The following is a 17,418-nucleotide window of genomic DNA, read 5'->3' on the forward strand; positions in this document are numbered from 1 at the left end:
ATGAGCGTCATGGTGTCCGTCTTCGATGCGTACCGGTCCCGCACGAGCGAGAAGTACACGGCCTACCCGCCGGACGTGCTCCCCATGTTCGTCGCCGAGATGGACAGCATGCTCGCCGAACCGATCCGCGACGCCCTGGTCACGGCGGTGACGAACGGCGACACCGGGTACGTCGGGCACGGACGGGCCCTGCCCGAGGCGTTCGCCGACTTCGCCGAGAGCCGGTGGGCATGGCGGGTCGACCCCGACCTGGTCCGCACCACCACGGACGTGTCGGTCGCTGCGGTCGAGGTGCTGCGCCGGGTCATCGAGCCGGGTGACCAGGTGGTCATCATGCCGCCCGTGTACCCGCCGTTCTGGGAGTACGTGTCCGAGGCCGGCGGCACCGTCACCGAGGTCCCGCTGCTCGCCCCCGCGGGCCCGGCCGACCCCTTCGACACCACGGCCGGCTGGCGGATGGACCTCGACGGCCTCGCGCAGGCGTTCGCCGACGGAGCCCGCACGGTGCTGCTCTGCAACCCGCACAACCCCCTCGGGCTGGTGCACGACCGCGAGTCGCTCGTCGCACTCGCGAAGCTGGCCGCCGAGTGGGACGCCGTCGTGGTGTCCGACGAGATCCACGCGCCGCTCGTGCACGCCGACGCGGTCTTCACGCCGTTCCTGGAGTCCTGCCCCGAGGCCGTGTCGCTCGGCGTCGCCCTGACGAGTGCGAGCAAGGCCTGGAACCTCGCCGGCACGAAGTGCGCGATGATGATCGGCGCCTCGGAGCGGGCCCGCGCGTGGTTCGACGGCCTGCCGACCGAGGTCGTCGAGCGCACCGGCATCCTCGGCTACACGGCGAGCGTCGCGGCCTTCAGCGAGGGCGGACCGTGGCTGGCGTCACTGCTCACCGAGCTCGCGGCGAACCGGCGCACCCTGGCCGAGCGGATCGGCGACGTGCTGCCCGGCGCCGAGTACCGGCAGCCGCAGGCGTCGTACCTGGCGTGGCTCGACCTGCGGGCGCTGCCGTGGGGCGACGATCCCGCAGCGGAGCTCGTCGACCGGGCGAAGGTGGCGCTCGGCTCCGGCCCGGCGTTCGGACGGCAGGGCCGGGGCTTCGCGCGACTGAACTTCGGCTGCTCGGCGGAGACCCTCGACGAGGGACTCAGCCGCCTGGCCGCAGCCGCCCGCGCCTGAACCCGAGCTGCGTCGACCGGCGTGTGGCTGCCGCGAGACGCCGGCGTGTGCGTTCGACGCCCTGCAATCGTCGAGACGCCGCGGGATTCGGCGGCGTCTCGACGCTTCGGCGGCGCCGGGGCAAGACGCCGGCGTGTGAGTGGAGAGAAGGGCGCAGCGCCTACTCGAACCGCTGCCAGGCCGGCTTGTTCGCGTACGTGTAGCGGTAGTAGTCGGCGAGCTGCAGCCCAGCGGCGGCTTCCTCGTCGACGACGACGGTCGCGTGCTCGTGCAGCTGCAGGGCCGAACCGGGCACGAAGGAGCTGAGCGGCCCCTCGACCGCGGCGGCGACGGCCGCTGCCTTCGACGGCCCCTGGGCGACGAGGACGAGCTCGCGGGCCTCGAGGATGGTGCCGAGCCCCTGCGTCATGCAGTGCGTCGGGACCTGTTCGGGCGAGTCGAAGAAGCGCGCGTTGGCGTCACGGGTCGACGGCGCGAGGGTCTTGATGCGGGTGCGCGAGGCGAACGACGAGGTCGGCTCGTTGAACCCGATGTGGCCGTTGGCCCCGATGCCGAGGATCTGCACGTCGATCCCGCCCGCGGCACGGATCGCGGCGTCGTACTCCTTGGCGGCGAACTCCAGGTCGGCGGCACGGCCGTCCGGCACACGCACACGCGACGCGTCGAAGCCGAGCGGTGCCACGACGTCGCGGGCGATCACGGCCGCGTAGGACTCAGGGTGCTCGAGCGGGATGCCGACGTACTCGTCGAGGGCGAACCCACGGGCCTCGGCGAACGAGATCTCGCCCGCCTGCACCCGGCGCCGCAGGTCGGCGTAGATGCCCTGCGGGCTGGATCCGGTGGCGAGACCGATGACGGCGGACGGCTTCTTGGCGACGACGGACGCGATCTTGGCCGCGGCGACGCGACCGACCTCGTCCGGCGTGGGCAGGATGATGATCTCCACACCACCAGCCTACTGGTCATGACCAGTCTGCGACAGGGGTCGGGTGGGTAGCGTGGAGGCATGCCGACCCCCGACTTCGTCCTGTCCCTGCGCGAGAAGATCGGCACGGCACCGCTCTGGCTGTCGGGCGTGAGCGCCATCGTGACCCGCGGCTCCGGCGCCGATCGCGAACTGCTCGTGGTTCGGCGGGCCGACACCGGCGCGTACACCCCGGTCACCGGGATCGTCGACCCGGGCGAGGAACCCGCCGTCGCCGCCGAACGCGAGGTCCTGGAAGAAGCGGACGTCGTCGCCGCCGCCGAACGCCTGGCGTGGGTCCAGGTGCTGCCCGAGATGACCTACCCGAACGGCGACCGCTCGCAGTACCTCGACCTGGTCTTCGCCTGCCGGTACGTCTCCGGCACGCCGAACCCCGCCGACGGCGAGAACACCGAGGCGTTCTGGGCCCGGCTCGACGCACTGCCCGACATGTCCGAGAACATGCGCGCACGCGTCGAGGCCGGGCTTGCCGACGAGCGCGAGGCGCGCTTCCAGCGCTGACCTCACCGGCCTGGAGGCGCGGTGCCAGGCCGCCACGGGCCTCCCGTCCGCCCGTCGGTCGCGCCCACCCCGCCGAAGCGACAGTGTGCCGCGAACGTTCCGCAGCGAACTGTCGCTTCCGCAGAGGACACCGGCAGGCCCGGCGGGAACTGTCGCCTTCGCGACTACGCGAGCGGCGCGACGGCGACGGGTGCGCCGAGCAGGCGCACGGCGACGGAGTCGCCGGTGGCCCGGCGGTCACCGACCTCGTGCTGGACGGTCACGACGGTGTCGTCGTCCAGGCGGACGGTGGTGCGGCGGATCGACCCGAGGAAGCTCGAGCTCACGACGGTGCCGGTGACGCCCTCGGCGGCGAAGGCGATGTCCTCCGGTCGGACGTAGGCGAGCACCGGTCCGTCCGCGATCGACGAGTCGAGCGCCGGCACGCGGAACCCGTAGACGAACACGTCCGCGCCGCGCAGGTCGCCCTGCAGCCGGTTCGACTGCCCGACGAAGTCCGCGGTGAACGCCGACGACGGGGTGCGGTAGAGCTCCTCGGGCGTGCCGATCTGCTCGATGTCACCCGCCTGCATCACGGCGATCCGGTCGGAGACGGCGAGCGCTTCCTCTTGGTCGTGCGTGACGAACACGGTGGTGATGCCGAGGTCGCTCTGGATCCGGCGGATCTCGTCGCGCAGTGAGACCCGGACCTTCGCGTCGAGCGCCGACAGCGGCTCGTCGAGCAGGAGTACACGGGGCCGGGTGACGAGCGCTCGGGCCAGGGCGACACGCTGCTGCTGCCCACCCGAGAGCTGGTGCGGGTACCGCTCGGCGAACTCGCCGAGGCGGACCATGTCGAGGGCCTCGACGACGCGGGTCTTGCGCTCGGCGGCGGGGACCCGGCGCATCTCGAGGCCGAAGGCGACGTTCTGCCGGACCGTCATGTGCGGGAACAGCGAGTACTGCTGGAACACCATGCCGATGTCGCGCTTGTTGACCGGGGTGTCCGCGACGTCTTTGCCGTCGATGCGGATGGAGCCGGCGTCGATGACCTCGAGGCCCGCGAGTGCTCGGAGCGCGGTCGTCTTGCCGCAGCCGGACGGACCGAGGAGCGAGACGAACTCCCCCGGCTCGACCCGGAGCGACAGTCCGGCGAGGGCCCGGTGCGGGCCGTAGTGCTTCTCGACGGCGTGCAGTTCGACGACCGCACCGGTGGTGGCGAGGGACGCCGGGGCTGCCGGGGCGGTGACGGTCATGCGGACTCCTCGAGGCGGGGACGACGGGTGGTGCGGGTGCGGCGGACGCGGGTGGTGCGGCGGGTCCCGATCCGGCCGATGAGGACGAGCAGCACGAAGCCGAACAGGAGCGCGGCGACCGAGAAGATGGCGGCGACGTACGGGTCGGTCCCCTGCACGAGGACGAGCCCGGTCTGGAACGTGGAGCGGGAGAGGAACGAGGCGAGGGTGTACTCGCCGAGGACCACGGTGATCGTCAGGAAGCACGCGGCGGTGATGCCCCGGCGCAGGTTCGGCAGGAGCACGCGCCAGGTGACGGTCCACCACGAGGCGCCGAGCGACCGGGCCGCCTCGGACAGGACGATCAGGTCCGTCGCCGTGATGGCGGCCGCGATCGGGCGGAACGCGAACGGCAGCGTGATGATGCCGATCGCGAACGCCAGCGTCCACGAGCCGGACCCGAAGACCTGCGAGACGACCTGGTACACGGGGATGAACCCGACGACGAGCACCACGACCGGCACGGTGATCGGCACGATGCAGACGAACTCCAGGACGCTCCGGAGCCTGGGGTAGCGGAGCGCGGTGATGATCTGGGCGGGCAGCAGCACGAACAGCACGATCCCGACGGTGATCACGGCGATGAGCAACGACGCCCCGAGCCCGTCGAACACCGGCTGGTACGTGAAGGCGTTGGCCGGGTCACCGATCGCCGCCCAGTGCGCGAGGGTGAGCCCGCCGTCGGTGCCCTGCCGGAAGGTGAACTGCAGCAGCGCGACCAGCGGGACGGCGAACAGGAGCCCGATCACGGTGAGCACGATGGCTGCCGCGCCACGGGACGGGGCGGTGCCGAACCGGCGGACGCGGGACGAGCCTCCAGACCGGACGGGACGTACCGGCCGCACCGGCCGCACCGGAGCCGCGGCGCTCATCGCTGCCACCTGGCGGCCCGGCGCTGCAGCAGCGAGTAGGCGCCCATCACGACCGCCATCACGACGACCATGCCGAAGGCGAGCACCCCGGCGACGTTCTGCAGGCCGACGATCGTCTCGCTGGTGAGCTGCGTGCGGATGGTGAGCGGCACGATGCCGCCCTGGGAGATGAGGGCCGCGGCGGTGGCGTACGACGAGAAGCCGTTCGCGAAGAGCAGCAGGAGCGACCCCCAGAACGCCGGCGCCAGCACGGGCAACGCGATGCGGCGCCAGTACGTCAGGCGCGAGGCGCCGAGCGTCGCCGCGGCCTCACCCCACTGCGCTTTGACGCCCTCGAGTGCGGGCATGAACGTGAGGACCATGAGCGGCACCTGGAAGTAGACGTAGGGGATCACGAGCCCGGGCACCGTGTACAGGAAGGCCCCGTCGGCGTTGAGGTCGACGTGGAAGACCGTGACCAGCCAGGTCGTGACGAGTCCCTGCACGCCGATCGTGGCGATGAACGCGAACGCGAGCATGACGCCGCCGAACTGGGCGAGGACGCTGGCCGCCGAGTCGATCATCGACCGGACCAGTCCGTCCGGCCGCAGCGCCGAGAGCGCCCAGCAGACGACCGCGCCGATGACCGCGCCGATGACCGCGGAGGCGGCGGACAGGCCGAAGGACCCGGCGAACGCCTGCAGCACCGAGGGGTCGGCGAAGGCTGCGAGGTTCGCGAGCGTGAACGCGCCGGAGCCGTCGAAGAACCCGCTGCCGATCGCGATCACGGCGGGGACGGCGAGGAAGAGCAGGACGTAGGCGGCGAAGGGGGTCAGCCCCAGCCAGGCGAGGCCGACGCGGCGCCGGACACGGGGTCCGGCGCCGCGTCGGACGGCATCGGCGGGCGCCGCCGCGGACGCCGTGCGCGCAGTGCTCGGGGCGCTCGTCGCCGTCGCGGGCGCGTCTGCCGATGCGGTGGTCATGCTGCTCAGGACCCCATCGTCGAGGACCACTTGGCCTTGAGCACCTTCGCGGCGGCGGCGACCTGCGCGTCGGTCAGCTCGACGTAGTCCTTCGGCGCACCACCGGCAGCGTCGAGGGCGTCCTGGTCGACCTTGCCCGACTTCGTCAGCGCGGCGAGGGTGGACGGGAAGGCACCGGCCTGCAGGTACAGGTTCTGGACCTCGGGGCTGGCGATGTACTCCTCCCACAGGCGGGCGGCCGCGGGGTGCGGGGCGTCCTTGTTGATGGCCTGCGAGTAGTACGAGCCGAGCGCCTGCCCCTTCGGGACGACGGTCTTCCAGTCCTTGTTGCCCGAGCCGCCGGCGGCGGGACCCCAGGCCAGGTTGTTGTACGACCACTGGACGACGACCGGGGTCTCACCCGAGGCGACGGTGGCCTGCGTCGGCAGCACGTTCTGGAAGTTGCCGGCCTGCTTGAGCTTGCCGAAGAAGTCGACGCCCTTGGTGATGTCGTCGGCCGAGCCGCCGTTCTCCAGCGCCGCCAGGTACACCGCGGACGCGGCCTGGTTGGCCTGCGTCGGGTCGCCGCCGATCGAGACCTTGCCCTTGTACTCGGAGCCGAGCAGGTCCGTCATGTCCTTCGGGGCGTCGGAGATCTTCGACGAGTCGTACCCGATCGACATCAGGCCGGTGTAGTCGCGCGTCCAGGCGCCGTCCTTGTCCTTCAGGTTGGTGGGGATGTCGTCCCAGTTCGCGACCTTGTAGTCGGCGAACAGGTCGAGGTTCTCCTGCAGCACGGCGTTGCCGAGGTCGAGCACGTCGGGGGCGGTGGACTGGCCCTTCTGCGACTTGACCGCTGCCACCTCGTCGGCGCTCGAGCCGTTCGGGTTCGCGGAGTTGATCTTGATGCCGTACTTCTTGGTGAAGCCGTCGATGATCTTGCCGTAGTTGGCCCACGTCGGCGGGAGCGTGATGACGTTGAGCTGGCCCTCGGCCTTGGCGGCCTTGACCAGGGCGTCCATACCGCCGGCGGACTGGGCGCTGGTGGTGGTCTTCCAGTCGGCGTCGCCCTTGCTCGTGCTGGCGGAGCTCGTCGAGGAGCATCCGGCGAGGGTGACGACTGCGGCGGCGGCCAGGGCGATGCCGGCCAGGGTGCGCTTGTGCTGCACGGGTGGGCCTTTCGGGTGGGAGAGGGTGCTGCGCCAGACCGGGTGTCCGGGTTCTGGTCGATCGTGGACGCAGCCGGTTTCCGGCCCGTGCTCCGGTGGTGAACGACGGCGGAACAGCGGGTGCGGCTGTACGCATTGCTCGTTCTGGGCGCAGGGTCGCGCCCGTACCAGGCCTGGAGGCGCGGATGCGGTTCACGACGACGGTCCCGCGGGTCGTTCCGGGCGCGCTCAGGCTCCGAGTTCGACGAGGACCCGCGGGATCTCGGTCACGAGTTCGCTCGCCAGGTAGCCGAGTGGTCCGACCTGCACCGCGAGCCGGTCACCGGCGGCAGCGTGCACGTACGACGCCCACGCCACGGCCTGTGCCGGATCGGCACCGCGGGCGAGCAGCCCGGTGACCGCGCCGGACAGCACGTCCCCGCTCCCGCTGGTGCCGAGGCCACCCGAGCCGGTGCCCTTGAGCCACGCACGACCGTGCGGTGTCGCGATGGCGTCACCGAGGGCGACGACCGCACCGAACCGGTTCGCGATCGCGACGGCGTCGGCCACGTCGTCGTCGCTGCACTCCCGACCGAGCAGGCGTTCTGCCTCGCCGGAGTTCGGCGTCATCACGAGCCGTCCACGCAGCGGTTCGAGGCGGTCCCGTACGTCGGCGGCGACACCGAGGGCGAAGGCGTCGAGCACGACGGTGGTCCGCGGACCGACGACGTCGGCGAGTCCGGCCACGAGGTCACGGGAACCGTCCGGTTCGTCGAGTCCCGGGCCGACCAACACGGCATCGGCGCTCGAGGCGCTGTCCGCGATGCCCTCGATCGCGCCGACGGCGATGTGCCCGTCCTCGTCCTCGTCGAGGGGCTCGACCCCGGACTCGGGCACGGCGACCGCGACCTCGTTCGCGACGCTCCGGCCGACGGCCAGGGTGAGGCGACCGGCGCCGACGCGGAGCGCGGCGAGCGCCGAGAGCAGCGCGGCTCCCGGGGTGCGAGCCGCACCCCCGATGACGAGCACCTGCCCGCGGCCGTACTTGCCGGCACCGGGTTCGGGCAGCGGCCAGTCACGCAGGAAGTTCGGGGTGACGGGTTCAGTGGACATGTTCGTCGTCCTTCCGGCCGGTGTGCTGGGTGACCTCGTCGTCGTCCAGGTGTCCGACCGAGGAGAACTCCTCGAGGACCCACGGCGACCCGGCGCCGTCGCGTCGGAGTCGGGTGAGGGAGGCATTGGCGACCGCGTGGGTGTGGGCGAACTCCATGAGTGCCGGCTCGTCGAGGTCGAGGCACACCGCGACGGCGAGCATCACCACGGCGTCGTGTGCGGCGATCACCAGGCGCTCGACACCGTCGACCCGCTCGAGGTCACCCAGGAGCGTCCGGAGCCGGAGCATCACGTCCGCCCACGACTCCCCGCCCGCGGGCCGGTGGTAGTACTTGCCGAGCCACTGCCGGCGGCGTTCCTCGTCGGGGTACCGGTTGCGGACGCCCTGCAGGGTCAACAGGTCGAGGACGCCGAGTTCGCGGTCGCGCAGGCGCTCGTCCACACGCTTGCGGGGTTCGGCGAGCCCGGCTGCCTCGAGCGCGATGGCGATGGTCTGCTGTGCGCGGAGGTACGGCGACACCCAGAGCGCGACGGGGACGTCGTCCATCCCGCGGTCGGCGAGCTCCTGCCCGAGAGCACGTGACTGGGCGGCGCCGAGCGGGCTGAGCGGGACGTCGGCGTCGCGGAACTCGACGTCGATGACGTCGTCCCCCGCTGCCTCGGCCCGAGCCGCTGCGACGTTCGCGACCGATTCGCCGTGACGGACGAGCCAGATCTCCTGCACTGCCATGCCGCCACGCTAGCCAGAGCGTGCTGTGCCGGTTCACCGGTGCGACGAGGTCACCCCACGCGAGGTCGCCGACGTCGAACCCACCTCGCAACGCCGCGTCCGCAATGCCGGACCGGCCACCCGCCCAGCGGGCCGATGTCGCGAACTGTGGACGGGCCTCCAGGCCTGGGCGGTTGTGGAGGAATGACGTTCCTTCCCAGAACGGGCGCGATGCCAAGCGGGATCGGGCGTACCTGGCCGGAAGTTCCGACCAGGGACGCCCGATTCGACCAGCCACGCCCGATTCCACCCGGCCAGCCCCGCCACCCGGCCAGCCCCGATTCCGCCCAGCCGCCCCGCGCACAACACGGCGCCGAACGGAACGCACCCGTGTCCCGTCCGGCGCCGCGGTCCCTCCCAGCAGTGCGCCGGGCCCGCTGCCTCAGGCCCGACGCACGCGCAGCGTCACGATCTCGAACGGACGCAGGGTCAACGCGACTGCTTGACCGGCCGACCACGAGCGCTCCAGCGGCCGCTCGAGCAGGTCGACCTGCGACACCGACTCGACGTCGAACCCGAAGGCCACCCCGACGTCCGTCGCCCGGCCCCCGAGCCCCTCGTACAGCCGCACGACGACGTCGCCGGAGCGGTCCTCGGCGAGCTTGACGGCCTCGACGAACACCTGCGGCGACGACACCGTGACGAGCGGCTCGATCGGGGTCGACCCGGGGACGCTCCGCACCGGCAGGTTCAGCCGGTACCCGGAGTCTGCGGCGTCGAGCACCGAGGCCCCGATCCGCAGCACCGTCCGGAACACGTGGTGCCCCTGGTCGGCGTTCGGGTCCGGGAACGTCGGTCCGCGCAGCAGCGACTCCCGTACGAGCGTGGTGGTCCCGCCGTCCGCCCGGGTCTCACGCGTGATGTCGTGGCCGTAGGTCGAGTCGTTGGCCACGGCCACCCCGAACCCCGGCTCCGCGACGTGCACCCAGCGGTGCGCCGACGTCTCGAACCGGGCGTGGTCCCACGAGGTGTTCTGGTGCGTCGGCCGGTCGATGTGCCCGAACTGGATCTCGCTCGAGGCCGACGACGCGAGCACGTCGATCGGGAACGCGAGCTTCAGCAGCTTCTGGTGCTCGTGCCAGTCGACCTCGGTCTCGACGGTCAGCTCGGGTTCGCCCTGCACCGCCGAGTAGCGCGTGGTGAGCGTCGACGATCCGAAGGACCGCTCGACCACGAGCGCGTCGCCTGCGATCGCGACCGACGACGCCGACAGCACCGTGCCGTTGCGCTGGTACGCGCGGTCGATGTCCCAGGCCTCCCACTGGTTCGGGGTGTCGCGGAACACCGTGTACTCGGCCGCCGTGGCGCCTGGCGCGATCGCGTCGCGTCCGGTCGCGGAGTCGACGAACGACACGACGTGGCCGGCAGCGTCGATGGTCGCGGTGACGACGCCGGTGTCGAAGACGAAGCGGTCGCCTGCCCGGACGGGAGGCACGGGTCGCGGCGCGTGGACGACCGAACCTGCAAGGGCGGTCACCTCTCCCGCCGCGACCGGCGAGGCGTTGAAGCGCACGACCGACGCGGTGTCGTCGGCTGCGCCGGCAGCGGCACCGCTCCCGCCTGCGGCGAGCGCCGTCGTCGCGCTCCCGATCAGCCCCTCGAGCACCTCGGCGACCCGGGCGTACTGCTCCTCGGCGTTCTCGTACACCCACGCGATCGACGACCCCGGCAGGATGTCGTGGAACTGCTGCAGCAGGACGGTGTGCCAGGCGTCCTCGAGTTCGGCGTACGGGTACTCGCTGCCGAGCCGGACGGCCGCCGTCGCTGCCCAGAGCTCGGCTTCGCGCAGCAGGTGCTCGGAGCGGCGGTTGCCCTGCTTCGTGCGGATCTGCGACGTGTAGGTGCCGCGGTGGAACTCCAGGTACATCTCCCCCGACCAGACCCCGGGCGTCGGCAGCTCGGCTTCGAGCTGCTCGAACACCTCGGCGGGCGTGCCGAGGGTCACGTGCGGCGACCCGTCGAGGTCGTGCTGGCGGTGTGCGGCACCGACCATCTCGCGGGTGGGACCGCCACCACCGTCGCCGAAGCCGTACAGCAGCATCGACGTGTTGGCGGTGCCGCGCTCCTTGTTGTTCCGTTCGCCGCGGCGCAGGTCGGCAGGTGAGACGTCGGAGTTGTAGGTGTCGGCCGGGGGCAGGTGCGTCAGGACGCGTGAGCCGTCGATGCCCTCCCAGTGGAACGAGGTGTGCGGGATGACGTTCGTCTCGTTCCACGACGGCTTCTGGGTGACGAACCACTTCGAGCCGGCGGCGCGGACGATCTGGGGCAGGGCGCCCGAGTAGCCGAACGAGTCGGGGAGCCAGGCCTCGGGGGTGTCGATGCCGAACTCCTCGAGGAAGAAGCGCTTGCCGGCGACGAACTGGCGGGCCAGGGCCTCACCGCCGGGCAGGTTGGTGTCCGACTCGACCCACATGCCGCCGACGGGGATCCACCGGCCCTCGGCGACGCGCTGCTTGATGCGCGCGAAGACCTCGGGGTACTCGTCGCGGATCCACGCGTACTGCTGGGCGGACGAGCAGGCGAAGGTGAAGTCGGGGTCGCGGTCCATCAGGTCGAGCACGTTCGAGAACGTCCTGGCGCACTTGCGCTTCGTCTCGCGCACGGGCCACAGCCAGGCGGAGTCGATGTGGGCGTGCCCGACGGCGATGGCACGGTGGGCGGCGGGGCTGGCGGGGACGGCGAGCACGGGCGCCAGGACCTGCCGGGCGTCCGCGGCGGTACCGGCGACGTCGTCCGGGTCCAGGGCGTCGGCGGCCCGTTCGAGCGCGCGCAGGATGTCGGCGCCGCGGGTGCCGTCGGTGGGGAGCTCGGCCATCAGCCCGCGCAGCACCCAGAGGTCCTGCTGCAGTTCCCACACGGTGTCGTCCCGCTCGACGACCTCCAGGGCCTTCAGGCGGTAGATGGGGTCGTCGCCGGCGGTGGAGCGCGAGCCGAGCGGCGTCGCCCCCTGGAACGAGTCGCCGCCGATGTCGGGGTTCGCCCCGGCCTCGATCCAGAGCTCGAAGGACTCCCCCGGGCCGACCTCGAGCGGCACGGTGTCGTTCCGCGGCTCGATCGCCTTGATCGTGGAGCCGTCGGCGCGGAACGCGAGTCCCTCGGCCTGGAACCCGGGCTGCCGCTTGGTGAACCCCAGGTCGACGAGGAGCTCGGCTGTGGTCCCCTGCGCGGTGCCGAAGTCCGCCGGCACGGTGCCGGTCACCCGGAACCACGTCGTGCCCCACGGGCGCCCGCCCCAGTGCGACCCCACCGTGAACGGTGTGTACGTCTCGCCCACGGCGGCGTCGAACGGCACCGGTTCGCCCGGCACCTCCCACGCCTCGATCGTCACCGGCGCCGAGCGACGGAGGACGGCGGGGTCGACACGGTCGCGCACGAGGCGGGCGATCCGGGCCTCGACGAGCGGTTCGTCCTGGTGCATGTGCTTCCTTTCTGGTTCGCGGAACACCGGTGTTCGCGGATCGAACCGCGGTTCGCGGGTGTTCGACGCGCGAACACCGGTGTCTTGCGGGGGTGGGGGCCGGCGTCAGCCCTTGATGCCGCCGGCGAGGGCGTTGCCGCCGCCGAGGCCTCGGGACACGATCACGTAGAGGGCGATGACGGGCACGGAGTAGACGATCGAGAACGCGGCGAGCTGGCCGTACGCCACCGCCCCGTTCTGTCCGAAGAAGTTGAAGATGCTCACCGCGGCGGGCACCTTCTCGGGCGAGAGCAGCAGGACGAACGGGACGAAGAAGTTCCCCCACGCCTGGATGAACACGAAGATGAACACGACCGCGATGCCCGGACGCATGAGCGGGATCACGATGCGGGTCAGGGTGGTGAGCATCGAGGCGCCGTCGGTCCATGCCGCCTCTTCGAGCGAGATCGGCACCGAGTCCATGAAGTTCTTCGCCATCCAGATCGCCATCGGCAAGCTGGTGGCGGCGAGGAAGAAGATGCAGCCCCACACGTTGTCGATCAGGTTGAGCGACACGAACAGCGCGTAGACGGGCACCATCATCGCGGTGATCGGCAGGCCGGTGCCGAACAGGATGCTGTACAGGAACGGCTTGTTGACGCGCATCTTGTAGCGGGACAGCGGGTACGCGGCCAGCAGGGCGAACACCACGGTGACGACCGCGGTGCCGCCGGAGAGCAGCAGACTGTTCGCGAGCGGGATGAACGACAGCTCGGGGGTGAGCACCTTGGCGAAGTTGTCGAGCGTGAACTGCGACGGCAGCTTCACCGACAGCGACGCCTGGGTGTCGAACGAGGCGAGCACGAGCCAGAGCAGCGGCACCGCGAAGCACACCGCGATGACGAGCAGCACGACGTTCGACACCCACCGCATGGTGCGGCCGCGCGGCGAGGTCATGTGCATCGACCCCGGTGCGGTCACCGATCGGGTCGTGGTCTGGTCGAGGGACGGGGCTGTCATGGCCATCAGTCCACCTCCGGCTTGAGAGCTCGGATGTAGATGATCGAGAAGACCGCCCCCACCACGAGCAGGATGGTCGCGATCGCGGTCCCGAAGCCGAGCTGCGAGAACTTGAACGCCTCCTGGTACGCCAGGATCGGCAGGGTCGACGAGTTCGTGCCCGGGCCGCCGCCGGTCATCACGAAGATCAGCGTGAAGACCGACAGGGTCTGCAGCGTCGTGAGCATGAGGTTCGTCGAGATGCTCCGGCGGATCACCGGGAGCGTGATGTAGACGAGCCGCTGCCAGCCGGTGGCGCCGTCGACCTCGGCGGACTCGGTGATCTCCTCGGGGACCTCCTGCACGGCGGCCGAGTAGACGAGCATCGAGAACGCGGTGCCGCGCCAGATGTTCGCCAGGATCACGGCGAGCATCGGGTACGTGTAGAGCCAGTTCGCGCCGGTGATCCCGATGGACGCGAGGAACGTGTTGAGCGTCCCCTCGTCGTTGAAGAACGCATACGCCGCGAAGGACGCCACGATCTCGGGCAGGACCCACGCCGCCACCACGAAGGTGCCGACGATCGCCCGCATGGCCTTGTTCGCCGAGCGCATCAGCAGCGCCAGGCCGAGCCCGAGCACGTTCTGCCCCACCACGGCCGAGGCCAGCAGGAAGACGATGGTCAGGATCACGGACTTCGGGAAGTCCGGGTCCTGGAACAGCTCGACGTAGTTCTGGAAGCCGACGAACTGCTGGTCGGCCGCACTCGCACCGGTCAGGGCCGAGTTGGTGAACGACCCGTAGAACGACGAGATGACCGGGCCGAGCAGGAAGATGACGAGCAGGACCAGGGCGGGCAGGAGCGGGACGGCTCGTCCGACGTTCCGCAGTGGTCGCCGCTTGCGCGGCACGGGTGGATCGGTGCGCTTCGGCGCACCGGGCGCCGACAGCGTCGGCGCGAGGGGGGTGCTGGACACGATGGGTGCCTTCCGGGTGCGGAGGGGTTCCGAAGGTGGGGAAGGACGGATGGGAGGCGCGGTGCGGGACCGCCCCGCGCCTCCAGTCCGTCAGTGGGTGACGGACCGTCAACCAGCGGAGACGGTGTTCTCCTTGCCGACCACCTGCGTGACGGCCTTGTCGTAGGCGGCAGCCGCGTCCTTCGGCGACTGCTGACCGGTCATGACCGCTTCCATCGCGACCTGGATCGCGTTGGACACCTGCGAGTAGTCACTCGTCGCCGGGCGGAAGTTGGTGTTCTCCACCAGTCCCGAGAAGAACTTGAACGTCGGGTTCGCCGCCGTGTACTCCGGGTCGTCCGCGACGTCCTTCCGGACGGCGATCTGGCTGTTCTCGGTGTCGTACTTGAGCGAGCCGTCCTTGTCGAGGAAGCTCGTGATGAAGTCGAACGCCGCCTGCGGGTTCTTCGACTTCGCGCCGACCGCCAGGGTCCAGCCGCCGGACATCGAGTTGTAGCCGGGAGCCTGCCCGTTCTGGGTCGGCATGGGTGCCTGGCCCATCACGTCGTTCCACTCGGGCCACGGCGCGGTGCCGGACTTCAGCCACGTGCCGGACTGCCACGAACCGTCCAGGTCGATCGCGAGCTTGCCCTTCGGCAGCCACGTCTGGGCGATGGTCGTGCCGACGTTCGTGTCGAGCGCCTGCTGTGGTGTCGGGCCGAGGCCGCCCTGGTAGACGTCCTTCACGAACTTGAGCGAGTCCTCGAACTGCTTCGAGCCGGTGACCCACTTCTTGTCCTTGTACAGGGTGTTGCCGGAGCCGTCGGCGCCGTACAGGAGCATCTCGAAGCCCTGCATGGTCGAGGCCTCGCCCTGCGCCTTGCCCGAGTAGATGTTGAACGGGATGACGTCGGGCTGCTTCTCCTTGATGGTCTTCGCCGCCGCGAGCACGTCGTCCCACGTCTTCGGCTTCCACGGGACGTCGAGCCCGGCCTTCTTGAAGATGTCCTTGTTGTACCAGAGGGCTCGGGTGTCGGTGCCCATGGGGACGCCGTAGATCTTGCCGTCGTCACCCTGCCCGGCCTGCTTGGCGTTGTCGAAGAACTGGTCCCACTCGTCCCACTTGTCCGTGTACTTGTCGAGTGGCAGCAGGTAGCCCGCCTCGGCATCGGCCTTGACGAGGAACGTGTCCTCGTACATGACGTCCGGGGCGGTGGCCGGCGCCTTGTTCATGAGAGCGAGCTTGGTGTAGTAGTCGTTGCCCTGCGCCTGGATGGGCACGAGGGTGACCTTCTTGCCCGGGTTGTCCTTCTCGTACTGCTTCTTGACGACCTTCATCTGGGCGTCGAGCTGCTGGAAGGCGCCGAACTTCTGGTACGCGATCTTGATCGTGTCGCTCGAGGCGGACCCCGAGCTCGAGCAGCCAGCCAGACCGACTGCGGCCACGGCCACAGCTGCGAGTCCGGCGATGATGCGGGTGCGTTTCATCGGTGCTCCTTTGCACGGGTGATGTCCGCGGGCACCATCGCCCGCGCGCAGGATTAGTCCACCGTATTGACTTAACCGTGTCAAGGGGTTGCCTGGCGGATTCGGGCGTGCCGGGTCGAATCGGGCGTACCGGGTCGGAAGTTTCGACCAGGTACGCCCGATTCCGCTTCCCATCGCGTGCGTCCCGGGAAGGAACGTCCGTCAGGAGATCGGGGTCGCGCTCCCCGTCACCGTGATCCCGCCGGCCTCGGGCACGTCCACGAGCAGCAGACTCGGACGCCCGACGTGTCGCCCCTGCCGGATCGTGACGCGGTCGCCCGGATGCGCTGCACCGATCTGCCGCAGGTACGCCCCGGTCGACGCTGCTGCCGATCCCGTCGCCGGGTCCTCGGTGATGCGTCCGGCGGGGAACAGGTTGCGCGCCTCGTACTCCCGCTCGCCGGTGCGGTGCAGCACCGTGACGGTCCCCGCCCAGCCGGCCTCGCGCTTGAGCTCGGCCAGGGGCCCCGGCGCGAACCGGAACTGGTGGAACAGCTCGTAGTCGTGCAGCACGAGCACCGGGTGCCAGTTGCCGGCGAAGGACTCCAGCACCGGGAACCCCGGAGCGATGTCCGCGGCCGAGAGCCCGAGCAGGTCGAACAGCCGCACCAGCAGAGCCGGGTCGATGTCCCGTGTCGCCGGCTCGACGCTCGTCATCGCGACCAGCACCGAGCCGTCCGCACCGACGGTGGCATCGAGCGTGACCTCGCCGGCCAGGGTCGTGAACACCCGGCGGCCCGGCCCGTCGCGCTCGGCCAGCGCGACGGCCAGTGCGACGGTGGCGTGCCCGCAGAACGGCACCTCGGCGCTCGGCGAGAAGTAGCGGACCCGCGGCCCGGTCGACGTCGCACCCACGACGAAGGCGGTCTCGGGGTACCCGACCTGCCGGGCGACCGCGAGCATCTGGTCGTCGGACAGTCCGGCCGCGTCGAGCGCGAGCCCGGCTGGGTTGCCGCCGCCCGGCTCGGCGGCGAACGCGGTGTACCGGAGGATCTCCTGCTGCATGCCCCGACGCTACTGCGGCGTCACGACGGGGTGCGCGGGCCGATCACCGACGGGTGGTCCGGCGTGGCGGGTGGGGGTAACCCCCGACAACTTCCGGGTGCGCACGTGATGTTTCAGCGCCGCGTCCGTCGCGAGACTGGATCCATGAGCACCGACACGCGCCCCACCACCGCCCGCCGCACCCTCCGGATCGCCCTCGCCTCCACCGCCGCGGTGTCCGCCCTGCTGCTGACCGCCGGCTGCAGCGCGATCCAGGACATGGTGCCGAACAAGACCCCGCAGAAGCACTTCGACACGTACTCGGACGCCCCGCGCTCCGGGGAGTCCGAGGACCTGGCCTTCTTCATGCCGAAGTGGGTGCCGAAGGACGCGAAGGACATCGACGTCCGCCTCCACGTCTCGCAGCCCGGGTACGTCATCGGGTTCGCCTCGAAGGACGGCGTCGACGTGGACGCCTGCACCCCGCTCGATACGTCCTACGGCGGCACGGCGATGACCGCCGACTTCCTGCCGGAGCGTCTTCCGACCAAGGGCCTCGTCACCTGCGGCGACGGTCGCGCGGTCACCGAGATCGACGGCCGCTGGTACGGCTGGACCACGAAGGACGCCATCCCCGGTCAGGACGACACCCAGACCATGCACGGCACCGAGCACTGAACGCGGCCACCCACCGGCCTGGAGGCGCGGGGCGGCCCCGCACCGCGCCTCCCGTCCGCCGCGCGGTCGCGCCCACCGCGCATGGGTGAGCAGAAGAC

The 17,418-nt window shown here is 70.8% G+C and carries 15 protein-coding genes; 3 read left to right on the top strand and 12 right to left on the bottom strand.

All coding sequences use genetic code 11. From position 1 onward, the window contains the following. Nucleotides 1-1,176 (top strand): MalY/PatB family protein, encoded by a 1,176-nt coding sequence (locus BOSE127_RS09785; protein ID WP_140448516.1) that lies wholly within the window; start codon nt 1-3, stop codon nt 1,174-1,176. Nucleotides 1,177-1,336: 160 nt separating this feature from the next. Here the strand turns inward: BOSE127_RS09785 and nagB are convergent, their stop codons facing one another. Next, nucleotides 1,337-2,122: a glucosamine-6-phosphate deaminase gene (gene nagB, locus BOSE127_RS09790; RefSeq protein ID WP_140448517.1), complete on the bottom strand. Its 786-nt coding sequence runs from the start codon at nt 2,120-2,122 to the stop codon at nt 1,337-1,339. 60 nt (nt 2,123-2,182) lie between these two features. On the opposite strand from nagB, the gene BOSE127_RS09795 reads away from it, so the two are divergent. Beyond that, nucleotides 2,183-2,662, top strand: a complete 480-nt coding sequence (locus BOSE127_RS09795) for an NUDIX hydrolase (protein WP_159145893.1) — start codon at nt 2,183-2,185, stop codon at nt 2,660-2,662. Between the two features lie 164 nt (nt 2,663-2,826). Here the strand turns inward: BOSE127_RS09795 and BOSE127_RS09800 are convergent, their stop codons facing one another. The 11 genes from BOSE127_RS09800 to BOSE127_RS09850 form a co-directional block, all read right to left on the bottom strand. Continuing rightward, nucleotides 2,827-3,897 (bottom strand): ABC transporter ATP-binding protein, encoded by a 1,071-nt coding sequence (locus BOSE127_RS09800; protein ID WP_159557040.1) that lies wholly within the window; start codon nt 3,895-3,897, stop codon nt 2,827-2,829. Next, a complete protein-coding gene (locus BOSE127_RS09805; RefSeq protein WP_082509733.1) occupies nt 3,894-4,808 on the bottom strand; it encodes an ABC transporter permease in 915 nt (304 codons plus the stop codon). Before BOSE127_RS09805 ends, BOSE127_RS09800 begins: the two co-directional genes overlap by 4 nt. Continuing rightward, nucleotides 4,805-5,770 (bottom strand): ABC transporter permease, encoded by a 966-nt coding sequence (locus BOSE127_RS09810; RefSeq protein WP_071250408.1) that lies wholly within the window; start codon nt 5,768-5,770, stop codon nt 4,805-4,807. Before BOSE127_RS09810 ends, BOSE127_RS09805 begins: the two co-directional genes overlap by 4 nt. A 5-nt stretch (nt 5,771-5,775) precedes the next feature. Next, the gene (locus BOSE127_RS09815; RefSeq protein WP_017888126.1) at nt 5,776-6,918 is read right to left on the bottom strand and encodes an ABC transporter substrate-binding protein; all 1,143 of its coding nucleotides are present in this window, start codon (nt 6,916-6,918) and stop codon (nt 5,776-5,778) included. 228 nt (nt 6,919-7,146) lie between these two features. After that, complete coding sequence (locus tag BOSE127_RS09820) at nt 7,147-8,010, bottom strand: NAD(P)H-hydrate dehydratase (protein WP_017888127.1); 864 nt, start codon at nt 8,008-8,010, stop codon at nt 7,147-7,149. Continuing rightward, entirely contained in the window at nt 8,000-8,740 is a 741-nt protein-coding gene (locus BOSE127_RS09825) for a histidine phosphatase family protein (RefSeq protein ID WP_056071900.1), read from the bottom strand. Before BOSE127_RS09825 ends, BOSE127_RS09820 begins: the two co-directional genes overlap by 11 nt. A 421-nt stretch (nt 8,741-9,161) precedes the next feature. Further along, nucleotides 9,162-12,197 (bottom strand): alpha-mannosidase, encoded by a 3,036-nt coding sequence (locus BOSE127_RS09830; protein ID WP_042539820.1) that lies wholly within the window; start codon nt 12,195-12,197, stop codon nt 9,162-9,164. Nucleotides 12,198-12,302: 105 nt separating this feature from the next. Then, nucleotides 12,303-13,196, bottom strand: coding sequence for a carbohydrate ABC transporter permease (locus tag BOSE127_RS09835; RefSeq protein ID WP_371830315.1), 894 nt, complete (start codon nt 13,194-13,196; stop codon nt 12,303-12,305). 5 nt (nt 13,197-13,201) lie between these two features. Beyond that, on the bottom strand, nt 13,202-14,152 hold the full coding sequence (locus tag BOSE127_RS09840; protein WP_083389185.1) for a carbohydrate ABC transporter permease: 951 nt from the start codon (nt 14,150-14,152) through the stop codon (nt 13,202-13,204). A gap of 108 nt (nt 14,153-14,260) precedes the next feature. Beyond that, nucleotides 14,261-15,619 (bottom strand): extracellular solute-binding protein, encoded by a 1,359-nt coding sequence (locus tag BOSE127_RS09845; protein WP_017888132.1) that lies wholly within the window; start codon nt 15,617-15,619, stop codon nt 14,261-14,263. Between the two features lie 201 nt (nt 15,620-15,820). Then, on the bottom strand, nt 15,821-16,663 hold the full coding sequence (locus BOSE127_RS09850; RefSeq protein WP_159557042.1) for a PhzF family phenazine biosynthesis protein: 843 nt from the start codon (nt 16,661-16,663) through the stop codon (nt 15,821-15,823). A gap of 144 nt (nt 16,664-16,807) precedes the next feature. On the opposite strand from BOSE127_RS09850, the gene BOSE127_RS09855 reads away from it, so the two are divergent. After that, nucleotides 16,808-17,320, top strand: coding sequence for a hypothetical protein (locus BOSE127_RS09855; protein ID WP_140448522.1), 513 nt, complete (start codon nt 16,808-16,810; stop codon nt 17,318-17,320). The last annotated feature ends 98 nt before the right edge of the window (nt 17,321-17,418 follow it).

This window comes from Curtobacterium sp. 8I-2, from assembly GCF_902506155.1.
GTDB lineage: Bacteria > Actinomycetota > Actinomycetes > Actinomycetales > Microbacteriaceae > Curtobacterium > Curtobacterium poinsettiae.